The organism is Photobacterium sp. ABD4_091, from assembly GCF_056160145.1.
The window spans coordinates 1,362,748-1,376,655 of sequence record NZ_JBSWWQ010000001.1 but is presented as its reverse complement, the minus strand read 5'-3'; the positions used below and the strand labels follow the sequence as shown (position 1 = coordinate 1,376,655).

13 protein-coding genes are annotated in these 13,908 nt (G+C 52.7%); 12 read left to right on the top strand and 1 reads right to left on the bottom strand.

Annotated features, from left to right (window positions below; genetic code table 11):
* Positions 1-9 precede the first annotated feature (9 nt).
* The 5 genes from ACXAGQ_RS06400 (at position 10) to dam (ending at position 6,145) form a co-directional block, all read left to right on the top strand.
* Positions 10-1,731, top strand: coding sequence for a type IV pilus secretin PilQ (locus ACXAGQ_RS06400; protein ID WP_475252638.1), 1,722 nt, complete (start codon positions 10-12; stop codon positions 1,729-1,731).
* A gap of 211 nt (positions 1,732-1,942) precedes the next feature.
* On the top strand, positions 1,943-2,461 hold the full coding sequence (gene aroK / locus ACXAGQ_RS06395; protein ID WP_475252636.1) for a shikimate kinase AroK: 519 nt from the start codon (positions 1,943-1,945) through the stop codon (positions 2,459-2,461).
* Between the two features lie 19 nt (positions 2,462-2,480).
* On the top strand, positions 2,481-3,560 hold the full coding sequence (gene aroB / locus ACXAGQ_RS06390; RefSeq protein ID WP_475252634.1) for a 3-dehydroquinate synthase: 1,080 nt from the start codon (positions 2,481-2,483) through the stop codon (positions 3,558-3,560).
* 15 nt (positions 3,561-3,575) lie between these two features.
* Positions 3,576-5,216 (top strand): AAA family ATPase, encoded by a 1,641-nt coding sequence (locus ACXAGQ_RS06385; protein WP_475252632.1) that lies wholly within the window; start codon positions 3,576-3,578, stop codon positions 5,214-5,216.
* A gap of 104 nt (positions 5,217-5,320) precedes the next feature.
* A complete protein-coding gene (dam, locus tag ACXAGQ_RS06380) occupies positions 5,321-6,145 on the top strand; it encodes an adenine-specific DNA-methyltransferase (RefSeq protein WP_475252630.1) in 825 nt (274 codons plus the stop codon).
* A gap of 18 nt (positions 6,146-6,163) precedes the next feature.
* Here the strand turns inward: dam and ACXAGQ_RS06375 are convergent, their stop codons facing one another.
* Positions 6,164-6,361 (bottom strand): DUF2970 domain-containing protein, encoded by a 198-nt coding sequence (locus ACXAGQ_RS06375; RefSeq protein WP_475252628.1) that lies wholly within the window; start codon positions 6,359-6,361, stop codon positions 6,164-6,166.
* 200 nt (positions 6,362-6,561) lie between these two features.
* On the opposite strand from ACXAGQ_RS06375, the gene rpe reads away from it, so the two are divergent.
* The 7 genes from rpe (at position 6,562) to astA (ending at position 13,907) form a co-directional block, all read left to right on the top strand.
* Positions 6,562-7,236 carry a ribulose-phosphate 3-epimerase gene (gene rpe, locus ACXAGQ_RS06370; protein ID WP_039469006.1) on the top strand — a complete coding sequence of 225 codons (675 nt, stop codon included), beginning with the start codon at positions 6,562-6,564 and terminating at the stop codon, positions 7,234-7,236.
* A complete protein-coding gene (locus tag ACXAGQ_RS06365; RefSeq protein ID WP_475252626.1) occupies positions 7,236-7,925 on the top strand; it encodes a phosphoglycolate phosphatase in 690 nt (229 codons plus the stop codon). The genes rpe and ACXAGQ_RS06365 overlap by 1 nt, the downstream gene beginning before the upstream one ends.
* Positions 7,926-8,011: 86 nt before the next feature.
* The gene (gene trpS, locus ACXAGQ_RS06360; protein ID WP_187461868.1) at positions 8,012-9,028 is read left to right on the top strand and encodes a tryptophan--tRNA ligase; all 1,017 of its coding nucleotides are present in this window, start codon (positions 8,012-8,014) and stop codon (positions 9,026-9,028) included.
* A gap of 129 nt (positions 9,029-9,157) precedes the next feature.
* Positions 9,158-10,489 (top strand): IS4 family transposase, encoded by a 1,332-nt coding sequence (locus tag ACXAGQ_RS06355; protein WP_475251668.1) that lies wholly within the window; start codon positions 9,158-9,160, stop codon positions 10,487-10,489.
* Positions 10,490-10,590: 101 nt separating this feature from the next.
* On the top strand, positions 10,591-11,166 hold the full coding sequence (locus ACXAGQ_RS06350; protein ID WP_475252624.1) for an aminodeoxychorismate/anthranilate synthase component II: 576 nt from the start codon (positions 10,591-10,593) through the stop codon (positions 11,164-11,166).
* A 405-nt stretch (positions 11,167-11,571) separates the two neighbouring features.
* Positions 11,572-12,786 (top strand): aspartate aminotransferase family protein, encoded by a 1,215-nt coding sequence (locus ACXAGQ_RS06345; RefSeq protein WP_475252622.1) that lies wholly within the window; start codon positions 11,572-11,574, stop codon positions 12,784-12,786.
* 110 nt (positions 12,787-12,896) lie between these two features.
* Positions 12,897-13,907 (top strand): arginine N-succinyltransferase, encoded by a 1,011-nt coding sequence (astA, locus tag ACXAGQ_RS06340; RefSeq protein ID WP_475252620.1) that lies wholly within the window; start codon positions 12,897-12,899, stop codon positions 13,905-13,907.
* The last annotated feature ends 1 nt before the right edge of the window (position 13,908 follow it).

Genomic DNA, 13,908 nt, shown 5'->3' with positions numbered 1-13,908 from the left:
ATGGAAGTAATGACAAGGAATCTGTTGCAAGTTCTGCGATTGATAGGCTGGCAATCACTGGCGAGAGCCGGCATCGTGTGGGCTGGATTGCTATGTAGTTATGTGGCGGCCGCCGCCTCACAGCCCCTGGTAACTAACATTGACTTCTCCCGCGGTGAGCAGGGGGCTGGGGTACTGGAGGTTGAACTGGCCTACGGGGAGATAGAAGTCGGTGCCAGAAGGCTGGAAAACCAGCTGATACTTGAAATCCCCAACGTAGAGCTGCCATCGGAGATGGTCTATGTGCTAGACGTCAAGGACTTTGCGACCCCGGTGCTGTCGGTTGAGACCTACCGGAGCGATAGCGGCGCTCGATTGGTACTGTCGGTCGAAGGGGGCTACAGCTATGACTACAGCGCCAAGGGAGCGGTATTGTCGGTATCGGTGCAGCCGGTCCGGCGGCTTACGAGCGACTCTGGGGCAAATCCCGAGATCAGCTATGACAGCAAGCCGATTTCCCTTAACTTCCAAGACGTCCCGATCAGGAATGTATTGCAGCTGGTGGCTGAGTACAATGACTTCAACTTGGTGGTATCAGACTCGGTTCAGGGCAACTTGACCCTGAGGCTGGAGGATGTGCCTTGGGAGCAGGTGTTGGATATTATTCTCCGGGCAAAGGGGCTGGACAAGCGTGAGCAGGGCTCCGTTTTGCTGGTTGCTCCGAAGGAAGAGCTAGCACGCAGCGAGCAGCAGGTGATGGAATCCAAACGCAAGGCGGAGGAGATCGCTTCCCTGCGCTCAGAAATTTTCAAAATAAACTATGCCAACGCCCTTGAGCTCGGAGAGCTGCTGCAGGGAACCAACGACGGCATTAGCATGCTATCCGCCCGCGGCTCACTGCACATTGATGAGCGGACAAACTCGCTGGTTATCAATGATATTGCTGACAGCCTGGCCAATATCCGCGACATTATTGCGGCGCTCGATATTGCCGTCCAGCAAGTTGAGATCGAAGCCAGGATTGTGATGGTCAGCGAAGGGGACATTGATGAGCTGGGCGTGCGCTGGGGGATCCTCAATACCAACGGCAGTTCGACGGTGGGGGGATCCATTGAAAGCAATCTCAATTCGGTCGGGCTGCTGAGCGAGGAAGCGACGGTTAGCGATTTTCTTAATGTGAATTTGGCTGCCACCAAGCCTGGGGCATCGAGTATTGCTTTCCAGGTGGCAAAAGTGGGCGATATTCTGCTGGATTTGGAGCTGTCGGCACTGCAATCGGAGCAGAAGGCGGAAATAATCTCCAGCCCGAGGCTGATGACCACCAACAAAAAGACCGCCTACATTGAGCAGGGTACTGAAATCCCTTATCTCGAGGCGGCTTCCAGCGGTGCGGTATCAGTGAGCTTCAAAAAAGCGGTCCTGAGCCTGATGGTGACCCCGCAGATCACCTCGGACGGCAATTTGGTCCTGGATTTAGTGGTCACGCAGGACAAGAAAGGGGAAGTGGTGCAAACGGGGACGGGTGAAGCCGTGGCTATCGATACCCAACGGATTGGCACCCAGGTGCTGGTGGCGAACGGCGAGACTGTTGTGCTTGGCGGGATTTACCAGCATGCAATCAATAATGCAGTACGCAAGGTACCGCTATTGGGCGATCTCCCGGTGCTAGGGGCCTTGTTCCGCCATAAGCTTGAAGAGTTGGAAAAGAAAGAACTGTTGATTTTTGTCACGCCCAAAATTGTTCAGCAGTAATCGATTTGGCTTTGTGCTGGGGCAATAATCGTCCCAGCATTGCGCCAGAACTGAATAAATCCCTACCTAGCTATTGCCAACAGCGGCCCAGTCCTGAGATAATTTTCGATCTTATCACGAATTAAATGTGAGGAAGTTGGCGCCTCGGGCTTGATTTATAGAAGCCTGCGGGCGGTGTCGTTTTATTAACCGCGCGTAAATATTGCTAAAAATGGCTGAAAAACGAAATATTTTCCTGGTCGGCCCGATGGGTGCCGGCAAAAGTACTATCGGTAGACACCTTGCACAGCAGCTGCATATGGAGTTCTTTGATTCAGATACTGTGATTGAAGAGCGTACCGGTGCCGATATTAGTTGGGTATTCGATGTGGAAGGTGAAGAGGGTTTCCGCGTTCGTGAAGAGAACGTGATTGACGATCTGACCCAGAAGCAGGGGATTGTACTGGCTACGGGTGGCGGCTCAGTGAAGAGCAAAGAAAGCCGTAACCGTCTGTCTGCCCGTGGTATCGTGGTCTACCTTGAGACAACTATCGAGAAGCAGCTGGCACGTACTCAGCGCGATAAAAAGCGTCCACTACTGCAAACTGATACGCCTCGCGAAGTGCTGGAATCACTTGCAGGCGAGCGCAATCCATTGTATGAAGAAGTTTCAGACTATGTGGTTCGTACTGATGATCAGAGTGCCAAGGTCGTTGCTAACCAAATCATCAAAATGCTAGAAGAGCGCTAATCAAAAAAGAGAGCTGGCCATGGAACGGATCAACGTCAATCTTGGTGACAGAAGTTACCCAATCTCAATCGGCGCCGAGTTATTCGATAACCCGGCGCTATTTTCCTCTGCCATCCAGGCAGGCCGACGCGTTGTTGTGGTCAGTAATGAAACGGTAGCCCCGCTGTATGCCGAGCAGATCATCGGGACTATCCGTTCGCTGCAATGCGAAGTTTCCTTGCTGTCATTGCCTGACGGCGAGCAATACAAAACCCTTGATACCTTCAATCAAATCATGACCTTCCTGCTGGAAGGCAACTATGGCCGCGATGTGGTTTTGGTTGCCCTTGGCGGCGGTGTGATTGGTGATGTGGTTGGTTTTGCCGCTGCCAGCTTCCAGCGCGGGGTGGACTTCGTACAAGTCCCAACCACACTGTTGGCACAGGTCGACTCCTCGGTCGGTGGCAAAACAGCGGTCAACCACCCGCTGGGCAAGAATATGGTAGGGGCCTTCTACCAGCCGAAAGCGGTAGTTATCGACAACCACTGCCTGCGGACTTTGCCAGCCCGTGAGTTTGCAGCCGGTATGGCGGAAGTGATCAAATACGGCATTATTGCCGATGGCGATTTCTTTGTTTGGCTCGAGCAAAATATCGATAAGCTTCAAGCCCTCGATAATGATGCCTTGAGCTATGCCATTGGCCGCTGCTGCCAGATCAAGGCCGATGTGGTTGCCGCTGACGAAAAAGAATCTGGGGTAAGGGCGTTGCTTAACCTTGGCCATACCTTTGGCCATGCTATCGAAGCTGAAATGGGTTACGGCAATTGGCTGCACGGCGAAGCGGTTGCCGCTGGTACCGTCCAGGCTGCCCGTACGGCACAACTACAGGGGCTTATCGGCTCTGAAGAGGTTGAACGTATCATTCGCTTGTTGGAAAAAGCCAACCTGCCGGTCCAAGGTCCGGAAGGCATGGATTTTGACGCTTATATGAAGCATATGATGCGTGACAAGAAGGTGCTTTCAGGTCAGCTTCGCTTGATCCTGCCGACCGGTATTGGCAGTGCAGAAGTCGTTGCTGGGGTACCGGAAGACGTGCTGCGCCAAGCGGTACAAGCCTGATCCTGTAGGTTGCCTATGAGCCGCGGCCTGCATCTGAACCCGCTGGATTTGGACTCCCAAATCCAGCTTCTTTCCCGATTACAATTCCTGACCCGCTTTAGCTCTAACCTTATACAGGTAACGGGCGCCGAGGGGACAGGCAAGACCTGGCTCTCCCAACGTTATCTCGAACACTGGGCCGGCGACTCCCACCAGTCCTTATTGCTGTGCCACCCGAACCAGCAAGACGGCCAGCACCGTTCAATCATCCTGCAGCAACTTGCTCCCAAAGCCGTTTTCAATGAACAGGATCCGCTTGGGCAAAGTCTCGAACGCTTATTCGAGCAGCAGCCCGTCAACGCCTTGATCGTGGTGGATGATGCGCATTTGCTAAGCCAGGAGCTGGTGGCAGAGCTGTGGGGCGTGGTGCAGCAGGCTCGCCTGTATCCAGGCTGGCAGGTTAATGTCCTGTTGTTCAGTCACAGTGGCCGGCTGGATAAATATCTTGGCCAGTTGGTCCAGGGGCAGGGGAATGCACCGCTGGAGGTGGAAATCGGCTTGCTGTCGGAACAAGAAGCCCAATTGATGGTCGAAATGATGTTCGATGGCGAACAGCTTGATGCGCAGGGAAGGCGTCGGATCCGAGAGCATGCATCAGGCTGCCCTCCTGTTCCGGGGGAGTTGCTAAAGCTTGATTTAACTGAGGATAAGGATATGGCCGAAAGTAAATTGCGCCGCGTGCCACCGTTGGTACTACTGGTCGGGTTGGTTGTGGTGGCAATGGCTGCGATAGGCTGGTGGTTTGTGCCGACGGCAGAGGATACTGCGGCAGGCGGGATCCCGCAGGCGCAATTGGATAACCTGCCGGATGAACCTGCCGAGGTGGATGCGGCTAGTAGCAATGCGACAAGCAGCACTGCGCCTGGTGGAATTTCGCCAGAAAACAATAAACCGGGTGCGCCAGTGGTCTTCGAGGATGATGGTGATGCCTTGCCACCGGATGTGTCGGTCGAAGGCTTGACTGTCGGGCGGCGTGACAGCAATACCACCCCCAGGGTGGTGGTACCTTCCGATGTGGTCGATGCCATGCTAGATGAGCAGCAACTGGGCGGGACTGGCGAGCAAGCTGTCGCTGAGCGTCAGGAGAGCCTACAGCCGGATTTGCCGGAAGGGCAACCAGTAGTGCTGCCAGAGACTGGGCTGGAGAATGGGAGCCAAGCTGCCGAGGCAGCTAATGTGCTGCCGGATTCTGCCGCGGTATCAGGTACGGAAGGTGAAGTAGCATCTGCTTCTGCCTCAAGCTCTACGTCGGTCTCTGTTACTGAAACTGAAGTTGCGGCTCAGGCGACTGAAACTGCCGGTGCTGGGTCAACCGCCGAGGAGCTAGGCAGCAAGCTGCGCGGTGTTGCGCCGGAACACTATGCCCTGCAGTTGGCAGCGATGCGCTCATTGCCGACAGCCAAGCAGTTTATTCTCGACTATCAAATCGAATCCTTGGCTGAAGTGTATGAAACCCGCCGAAACGGTGTTGCCTGGTATATTATCGTCACCGGTGATTACCCGGATGTGCAGTCGGCGCGTATCGCCGAAACTCGCTTGCCCTCGCAGCTGCAGTCGGTTGACCCGTGGGTAAAATCTTACCGCCAGATCCATACCGAAATGGATCGGGCCAAATAACCCGTTTCTTTGCCAGATATTTCCCTCAAGCGGTACAGACACAGATTGAAATGGTGTACAATCCGCCACCTTTCGTTACAAAGTCGGTATTGGTGGTCAGCTGAATGAAAAAGCATCGTGCATTCCTGAAATGGGCTGGAGGTAAATATTCTCTGGTCGAGGAGATCGAGCGCCACTTGCCGCCAGCACGAAAGCTGGTTGAACCTTTTGTCGGTGCGGGTTCGGTATTTCTCAATACCAACTTCGAGCAGTACCTGTTGGCTGACATCAATCCAGATCTGATCAACCTCTACAATATCCTCAAGGACAACCCCGAGCAGTACGTTCGAGACTCCAAGGCAATGTTTACTCCTGAATATAACCAGAAGGGCGCGTACCTTGAGATCCGTGAGGCGTTCAATAATACTCAGGATCCGTACCTGCGCTCCCTGTATTTCTTGTATATGAACCGCCATGGTTTCAATGGCCTGTGTCGTTATAACAAGAAAGGGGGGTTTAACGTCCCGTTCGGCTCGTACAAAAAGCCTTACTTCCCGGAAGATGAGCTGTATTTCTTTGCCGAAAAAGCCAAGCGTGCGACTTTTGTCTGCGAAGGCTACCACCAGACATTCTCTCGCGCTCGCAAGGGCAGTGTCATCTATTGCGATCCGCCGTATGCGCCGTTATCAACCACGGCGAACTTCACCTCTTATGCAGGCAATGGCTTTAGCTTGGATGATCAGGCTGCGTTGGCCGATGCAGCCGAGAGAGCGGCGACCGAGCGTGATATCCCGGTGCTGATTTCCAACCACGATACAACCTTGACCCGCCGCCTGTACCACGGTGCAGAGCTATCTGTGGTCAAGGTCAAGCGGACTATCAGCCGCAATGGCGGTGGTCGCAACAAGGTTGATGAGCTACTAGCCTTGTTCAAGCCGTCACAAGACTAAGTACAGCCTGCTGGCCTGCTAGCCACTCGTTACTAGCTGGCTAATAGCGACCAATACCCCGACAAACAGCGCGATAGCAGCGATACCAGCCACTATGAATGGCAGCGGGCGCTGCTGGCTGAAATCTATCTCCCTGTTTTTCTCCGACTGCACCCCAAATAGTGCCCCGGCAATGCTTTTTACTAAGTTGGGGCGGGGCGGTTTGCGCTCAGCCATGGTTTATCTCCGTATATACCTTATAAAACCATCAACGTGGTTGGCCATATTTATGGCTCGCCGCATATGGCTGCCTGAGGGTAAGTGTAGCCGCCCTGTGGCACACCATGTTGAAATCCGGTAAGACATCATCCTGATGATCGGGTAGAATTGCGCCGACTTCCGATAACGTTTTCGTTTGTACCGTATAGAGGCTGAACATGAAGGACTTTTTGATCGCTCCATCTATCCTGTCTGCAGATTTTGCTCGTCTTGGCGAGGATGTAGAGAAAGTATTGGCAGCAGGTGCCGATGTTGTGCACTTTGACGTGATGGACAACCACTACGTACCGAACCTGACTTTCGGTGCCCCGGTGTGTAAGGCCCTACGTGACTACGGTATTACTGCGCCGATCGACGTACACCTAATGGTGAAGCCGGTGGATCGCATTATCCCTGACTTTGCCAAAGCTGGCGCAACCATGATCACCATCCATGCTGAAGCAACTGAACACCTGGATCGCTCACTGCAGCTGATCAAAGAACACGGTTGCCAAGCTGGTGTGGTATTTAACCCGGCGACTCCATTGCACTACCTTGACTACATCATGGACAAGGTCGACATGATCCTGCTGATGTCGGTGAACCCTGGCTTCGGCGGTCAGTCGTTCATCCCTGCGACATTGGACAAGCTACGTGAAGTACGCAAGCGCATCGACGCTTCTGGCCGCCAGATCCGTCTTGAAATCGATGGTGGTGTGAAGGTCGACAATATCCGCGAGATCGCTGAAGCCGGAGCCGATATGTTTGTAGCGGGCTCGGCGATTTTCAGCCAGCCTGATTACAAAGCCGTGATTGATGAAATGCGTGCTGAGCTGGCCAAGGTTGAGCGCTAATGGACCAGTTGAGCGATATTGATTTTATTGCTTTTGACCTCGACGGTACGCTACTCGACAGCGTGCCGGACTTGGCCGATGCAGCTGATAAGACCATGCGTGCCCTTGGCCGCGCGGGTGTGACGGTTGAGCAGGTTACGACTTGGATTGGCAACGGGGCGGATATCTTGATTGGTCGCGCCCTGAGCCAGAGCGTTGATGTTGACCCGGATCTCGACCCAGCTTTGCACCGTGAAGCAAGGGCGCTGTTTGACCGCTTCTACGAAGAAGGCGGCCATGAAAAGAGCGCACTGTATCCCGGGGTAAAGGAAACACTGGCGGGATTCCATGAAGCCGGGATCCCGATGGCTATCGTGACCAACAAACCAGCCCAGTTCGTGCCGCATTTGCTTGAAGAGCACGGCATCGCTGATTTTTTTGTCGATGTCATCGGTGGTGATACCTTCCCACTGAAAAAACCGGATCCATATGCCTTGAATTGGTTGCTGGATAAACACCAGCTTACGGCCGAGAAAATGCTGATGGTCGGTGACTCCCGTAACGATATCTTGGCGGCGCAAGCGGCGTCATGTTATGTTGTGGGGCTAACTTACGGCTACAACTATGGCCAGCCGATCAGCGAAAGTAACCCAGATATTGTACTGGATCACTTCAGTCATCTGGCAGAAGTAGTTAAACTAGGTAGCTAGTACGTTCGGCCTTTTGCCGGGCATGGATTGATATAGTGTCTGCGGCAGATTGCCGCAGCTTTTTTGTGACATAGGAAAATCTCATCATGACCAAACCCATTGTATTGAGTGGCGTACAGCCTTCAGGTGAATTAAGTATCGGTAATTATCTGGGTGCGCTGCGTCAGTGGGAACAGATGCAGGATGATTATGATTGTCAGTACTGTGTCGTAGACCTGCACGCCATTACTGTGCGTCAGGATCCAAAAGCGCTACATGAAGCAACGTTGGATGCATTGGCAATTTGCTTGGCTGTCGGCGTTGATCCGAAGAAGAGCACCTTGTTCGTACAGTCGCATGTACCTGAGCATGCCCAGCTAGGCTGGTTGTTGAACTGCTACACCCAGATGGGTGAGCTGAGCCGTATGACCCAGTTTAAGGACAAGTCACAGCGCCACGCCAATGATGTCAACGTTGGCCTGTTTGGCTACCCGGTACTGATGGCGGCTGATATCCTACTGTACGGTGCCCACCAGGTGCCAGTAGGTAGCGATCAGAAACAGCACTTGGAGCTGGCGCGTGATATCGCGACCCGTTTCAACAACATCTACGGTGATGGTGAAGCGATCTTCCAGGTGCCGGAGCCATACATCCCGACCGTCAACGCACGAGTGATGAGCCTGCAGGACGCGACCAAGAAAATGTCGAAGTCGGATGATAACCGTAAGAACGTGATCACCTTGCTGGAAGAGCCGAAGTCGATCATCAAGAAGATCAACAAGGCCCAGACCGATACCGAGACACCACCGCGTATCGCCCACGATATCGAGAACAAAGCCGGTATCTCCAACCTGATGGGTCTGTACTCGGCGGCAACCGGCAAGACCTTTGCTGAAATCGAGGCGCAATACCAGGGTGTTGAGATGTACGGCCCGTTCAAGAAAGACGTGGGTGAAGCGATTGTGGCTATGCTGGAGCCAATCCAGTCTGAATACCACCGTATCCGTGCTGACCGTGCCTTCCTTGATGAAGTGATGAAAGCCGGTGCCGAGAAAGCGTCTGCCCGCGCAGCTGAAACGCTGAAGAAAGCGTACGCAGCGGTAGGTTTTGTTGCTCGCCCATAAGCTGAGCACTGCTGTAAACACCGAAAACCGGCCTCTGGCCTAACACCGATCAGTTAAGCCATTGATCAGTTGAATGATCCTACGGTTGAGTGAAAATACCCCCAGACATTAAGTTTGGGGGTATTTTTTATGTTGGCACATTGGCTTATAGATGTTGATGATTTTGCTTCACCTGACTCACTCTCTTTGTTTCAGAAAGAGTTGCCGCTTGAGTGGATTCAGCAGGCACTCGATGACACCAATAAAGCAAGCTTGAGGCGACGGAAGTTACCGGCTGAGCTTGTGGTCTGGCTCGTTGTCGGGATTGGTTTATACCGCGATAGACCGATTACCGATGTACTTGATAAGTTAGATCTGAAGCTTTCCAGTTCTCTAGGTGAATCCATTGCTCCAAGTGCGATCCCCCAAGCAAGAAAACGGTTAACGGCTAAGCCTCTCGAAGCTTTATTTACATTAACTGCACAACATTGGGCACAAACAGAAGATAGTGATGATACATGGTTCGGATTAAAGCTTTTCTCTGTTGATGGTACGCAATTTAGAACCCACGATACCCCAGCTCTTGCAGAGCATTTTCAATACGTTAAGCACAGTAAAACACGCCATACTGAATACCCAGTTGTAAGGCTATGTGCACTTTGCTCCCTTCGAAGTCGCCTAATCCATAATGTCGCTTTTGGCCCTAGCTACAACGGTGAAGAAAGCTACGCCAAGCAACTCATTTCCTCTGCAACGGCCAACTCTCTTACTATTTTCGACCGATGTTATTTAGGTGCGGAGTTAATGATTAACTGGCAAAACCAACATGGTTCTAGCCACTGGATGACCCCCATAAAATCCAATACAAAGTACACAATCATAGAGCAGTTAGATGAAGACGGGCGTGACTTGATAGTCGAAATGAATGTTTCTCAACACGCTCGCAAAAAAGATCCTCATCTGCCTGAAAAGTGGCAAGCTAGGCTTGCGCTTTATCCAGAAAAAGAGCAACCCAATCATATAAAAGGGGTTTTGACGTCCCTAACAGACAAAAAATATGACCTGCAATCCTTACTTGATGTTTACTTCGAACGATGGGAAATCGAAAACAGTTATGGGGAGATAAAGCATGACATGCTTGAAGATGAGATCCTACTCCGTAGTCAATCAATCGAAGGTGTTGAGCAGGAGATCTGGGGCATTTTAATTGCTTATAACCTAGTCCGGTTGGAAATAAGCAGGATAGCAAAAGAAGCTAAAGTGTCGCCTTTACGGATCAGTTTCATGATGGCGTTGAGGGATATCCAGGATGAACTAATGTGGTGTGCAATCGCATCGCCCGGTTCAATACCCAAGAAGTTAAGGGCAATGCGGGAAAGAGTGAAACGTTATATTTTGCCGGAACGAAAAAAACGGCCCAAATCAAGGACCGTTCGTATCAGTAAAACCCGCTATGTGGTTCGCTCCAAACATCTTAATTGATAGGAGTTAGGCCTCTGGCCGGTTTTTTTTCGTCTGTGCTTGCCTTTCTGCTGTCCTGCTGCACAATAGGCCGCTGTAATTTCCAGGGAGCAGAAGTACCCATGCTATTGATGATCGACAACTACGACTCGTTTACCTACAACCTCTACCAGTATTTCTGTGAGCTGGGCGCCGAGGTGAAGGTGGTACGTAATGACGACATCGACATTGCTGGCATTGAGGCCCTGGCACCGTCCCACCTGGTGATCTCACCGGGACCCTGCACCCCGAACGAAGCGGGGATCTCGCTGGAGGCGATCCGCCACTTTGCCGGCAAGTTGCCTATTCTTGGGGTATGTCTCGGCCACCAATCCATCGCCCAGGTATACGGCGGCGATGTGGTCCGTGCCCGCCAGGTGATGCATGGCAAGACATCGCCGGTAACCCACACCGATAGCAGCGTTTTTTCGGGCTTGAACAACCCGCTTACTGTGACCCGCTACCATTCGCTAGTGGTTAAAGCTGACACCTTGCCTGACTGCTTTGAAGTCACGGCATGGACGGAAAAAGACGGCGAGCGGGATGAAATAATGGGGATCCGCCATAAGACTTTGCCTATCGAAGGGGTGCAGTTCCATCCGGAAAGTATCCTGACCGAACAAGGTCATCAACTGCTGGCGAACTTCCTGCGCCGCTGAGCCTGAAGGCATAAGGGCAGCACGAAATGCTGCCTAGTTCTGCCAAACCCCCACTTTACGCCAATCTAACTCGCCTTGAGCCAGGCAAAAAACGCCTTCCCCTGTGAGTTTGCTGCCTCATTCCCGCGATCCTTGTCACCTTTTTTAACATTTGTGCATCTTTTTTGATTTTTTTGGCACGGAAAGATTATGCACCCTGGTGGCCGAAAGTTGCTTTATTTCCTTGCAGGAAAAACACCTTTTAGCAATTGGGGCTTAATAAGTTTTCCTGAACCACGCATAAATATGTATTTTGTAGGAGATTAACCGTTAATGGATAGGGAATAAAAAAATATTCTGCTATTGGAAATGGTTAATAAAATGTAAATACTATGCTTAGGGCAAAAACATTAGAAGGAAACGACAATGGCAAAGGAGTATAAAGTCGATCGTCAGGTGTTCGATGAAGTGATGGTGCCGTGCTACGCGCCGATGCAGGTTATCCCGGTGAAAGGGAAGGGCGCACGGGTGTGGGATCAGGATGGCCGTGAGTATATTGACTTTGCGGGCGGTATCGCAGTGAGTTGCCTAGGCCACTGCCACCCGGTCATGGTTGAGGCGCTCAAGGCGCAGGCCGAGCAGATCTGGCACCTTAGCAATGTCATGACCAACGAACCGGCATTGCGACTGGCCAAACTGCTCACTGAGCACAGCTTTGCCGACAAGGTCTTTTTTGCCAACTCCGGTGCCGAGGCCAACGAGGCCGCACTAAAACTGGCCCGCCGTTATGCGGCAGACAAGTTTGGCCCGGAGAAGTCTGAGATTATCTCTTTCAAGCAAGGCTTCCACGGCCGGACTTTCTTCACCGTGACGGTCGGCGGCCAGGAAGCTTATTCCGATGGCTTCGGGCCGAAGCCGGGGGCGGTAACCCATCTTGCCTACAATGATTTGGCCAGCCTGGCCGAGCACATGTCAGAGCGGACATGTGCAATCATGATGGAACCGCTTCAGGGCGAAGGCGGTATTGTCTCGCCAACCCCTGAGTTTGTTCAGGGTGTCCGTGAGCTGTGTGACAAACACAACGCCTTGCTTATTTTCGATGAAGTTCAAACCGGTAACGGTCGTACCGGCGATTTCTATGCCTACCAGGGGCTGGGCGTGACGCCGGATATCCTCAGTACAGCGAAGTCGCTCGGTGGCGGTTTCCCTATCGGTGCCATGCTGACCACCACAGAGCTGGCTACCCACTTGAAGATCGGTACCCATGGTTCAACCTACGGCGGTAACCCACTGGCATGTGCGGTGGCTGAAGCGGTCGTGAGTGAAGTGAGCAAGCCGGAAGTGCTGGCAGGCGTCAAGCAGCGCGAGCAATGGTTCCGCGAGGCGCTGGAGGCGATCAATGCCAAGTACCCGGTATTTGCCGAAATCCGCGGCAAGGGGCTATTGCTTGGTGCCGCGCTTAATGACGAGTGGCAGGGCCGGGCGAGGGATATCTTGCTGGCGGCGGGTGAAGAAGGCTTGATGGTGCTGGTTGCCGGTACCAATGTGGTTCGATTTACCCCGTCCTTAGTGATTGACAAAGCCGATATCGACGAGGGTATGGCTCGACTCGAGCGCGCTATCGCCAAAATCTATTCATAAATTTGTTTAACTGGATGCGGCCGGCAGGAGCGTGGCCGCAGCCTCCGGCCCTGTGCCGGTCTTATCAATAGTTGGCAGCCAAGCTGCAGCTTGCATCAGGAGGGAGTTCGATGCTGGTTATACGTCCTATTACTGCCGCGGATTTGCCGGCACTGCTACAGTGTGCCGAAGAGTCGGGCCATGGTTTCACTTCGCTACCGGTTAACGAGGAAATCCTCGCCAACCGCATTCAGCATTCCGAAGAAAGCTTTGCCAAAGCGGTTACCCAACCGGGCTCGGAAGGTTACCTGATGGTGGCGGAAGATACCGAGACCGGGGAAATTGCAGGGACGACGGCTATCGAGGCCGCGATTGGGTTGGATAACCCGTTTTACACCTACCACTTGAGTACAGTGGTGCATTCGTCACGCCGGCTCAATGTCCACAACGTGGTGAAAGTGCTGACCTTCGGCAATGACTACACCGGCGTGAGTGAGCTTTGTACTCTATTCTTGCGCCCTGAATGGCGTCAGGGGCTCAATGGCCGTCTGTTGTCCAAATGTCGTTTCCTGATGATGGCACAGCACCCGGAGCGATTTGACAATACCGTGATTGCCGAGATGCGCGGGGTGTCAGATGAAGAAGGTAACTCACCATTTTGGGAGTGGCTCAAAGAGCACTTCTTCTCGATTGACTTTACCTTGGCTGATTACCTTACCGGTATCGGCAAGAAAGGCTTTATTGCCGATCTGATGCCGAAGTTGCCTATTTACGTCAACCTACTCAGCCCAGAAGCACAGGCGGTGATCGGCCAGGTGCATGAGAAAACCCGCCCGGCACTGCGCTTACTGGAGAAAGAAGGGTTCACCTGCCGCGGTTATGTCGATATTTTCGATGCCGGCCCGACAGTTGAATGTGACGTGAGAAATGTCGAGTCTGTCCGCCATTCCCAGCTGTGCCGGGTGGAAATCGGCCAGCCGACAGGCCAAGCCGATAGTATTGTCAGCAATACCTCGTTTACCCATTTCCGTGCGGTTGTCGATAAGGTCGATGTGTTAAATGGCACGGCATTGATCAGTGCGGAAGCGGCCAAGGCGCTGGACGTTAAACAAGGGGATCAGGTACGCCTGATCGTCCAATAAA

What these genes read in the sequence shown, in the direction of transcription:
- ACXAGQ_RS06400 (WP_475252638.1), top strand. Translation starts at nt 10, where the DNA reads ATGACAAGGAATCTGTTGCAAGTTCTGCGATTGATAGGCTGGCAATCA.
- aroK (WP_475252636.1), top strand. Translation starts at nt 1,943, where the DNA reads ATGGCTGAAAAACGAAATATTTTCCTGGTCGGCCCGATGGGTGCCGGC.
- aroB (WP_475252634.1), top strand. Translation starts at nt 2,481, where the DNA reads ATGGAACGGATCAACGTCAATCTTGGTGACAGAAGTTACCCAATCTCA.
- ACXAGQ_RS06385 (WP_475252632.1), top strand. Translation starts at nt 3,576, where the DNA reads ATGAGCCGCGGCCTGCATCTGAACCCGCTGGATTTGGACTCCCAAATC.
- dam (WP_475252630.1), top strand. Translation starts at nt 5,321, where the DNA reads ATGAAAAAGCATCGTGCATTCCTGAAATGGGCTGGAGGTAAATATTCT.
- ACXAGQ_RS06375 (WP_475252628.1), bottom strand. Translation starts at nt 6,361, where the DNA reads ATGGCTGAGCGCAAACCGCCCCGCCCCAACTTAGTAAAAAGCATTGCC.
- rpe (WP_039469006.1), top strand. Translation starts at nt 6,562, where the DNA reads ATGAAGGACTTTTTGATCGCTCCATCTATCCTGTCTGCAGATTTTGCT.
- ACXAGQ_RS06365 (WP_475252626.1), top strand. Translation starts at nt 7,236, where the DNA reads ATGGACCAGTTGAGCGATATTGATTTTATTGCTTTTGACCTCGACGGT.
- trpS (WP_187461868.1), top strand. Translation starts at nt 8,012, where the DNA reads ATGACCAAACCCATTGTATTGAGTGGCGTACAGCCTTCAGGTGAATTA.
- ACXAGQ_RS06355 (WP_475251668.1), top strand. Translation starts at nt 9,158, where the DNA reads ATGTTGGCACATTGGCTTATAGATGTTGATGATTTTGCTTCACCTGAC.
- ACXAGQ_RS06350 (WP_475252624.1), top strand. Translation starts at nt 10,591, where the DNA reads ATGCTATTGATGATCGACAACTACGACTCGTTTACCTACAACCTCTAC.
- ACXAGQ_RS06345 (WP_475252622.1), top strand. Translation starts at nt 11,572, where the DNA reads ATGGCAAAGGAGTATAAAGTCGATCGTCAGGTGTTCGATGAAGTGATG.
- astA (WP_475252620.1), top strand. Translation starts at nt 12,897, where the DNA reads ATGCTGGTTATACGTCCTATTACTGCCGCGGATTTGCCGGCACTGCTA.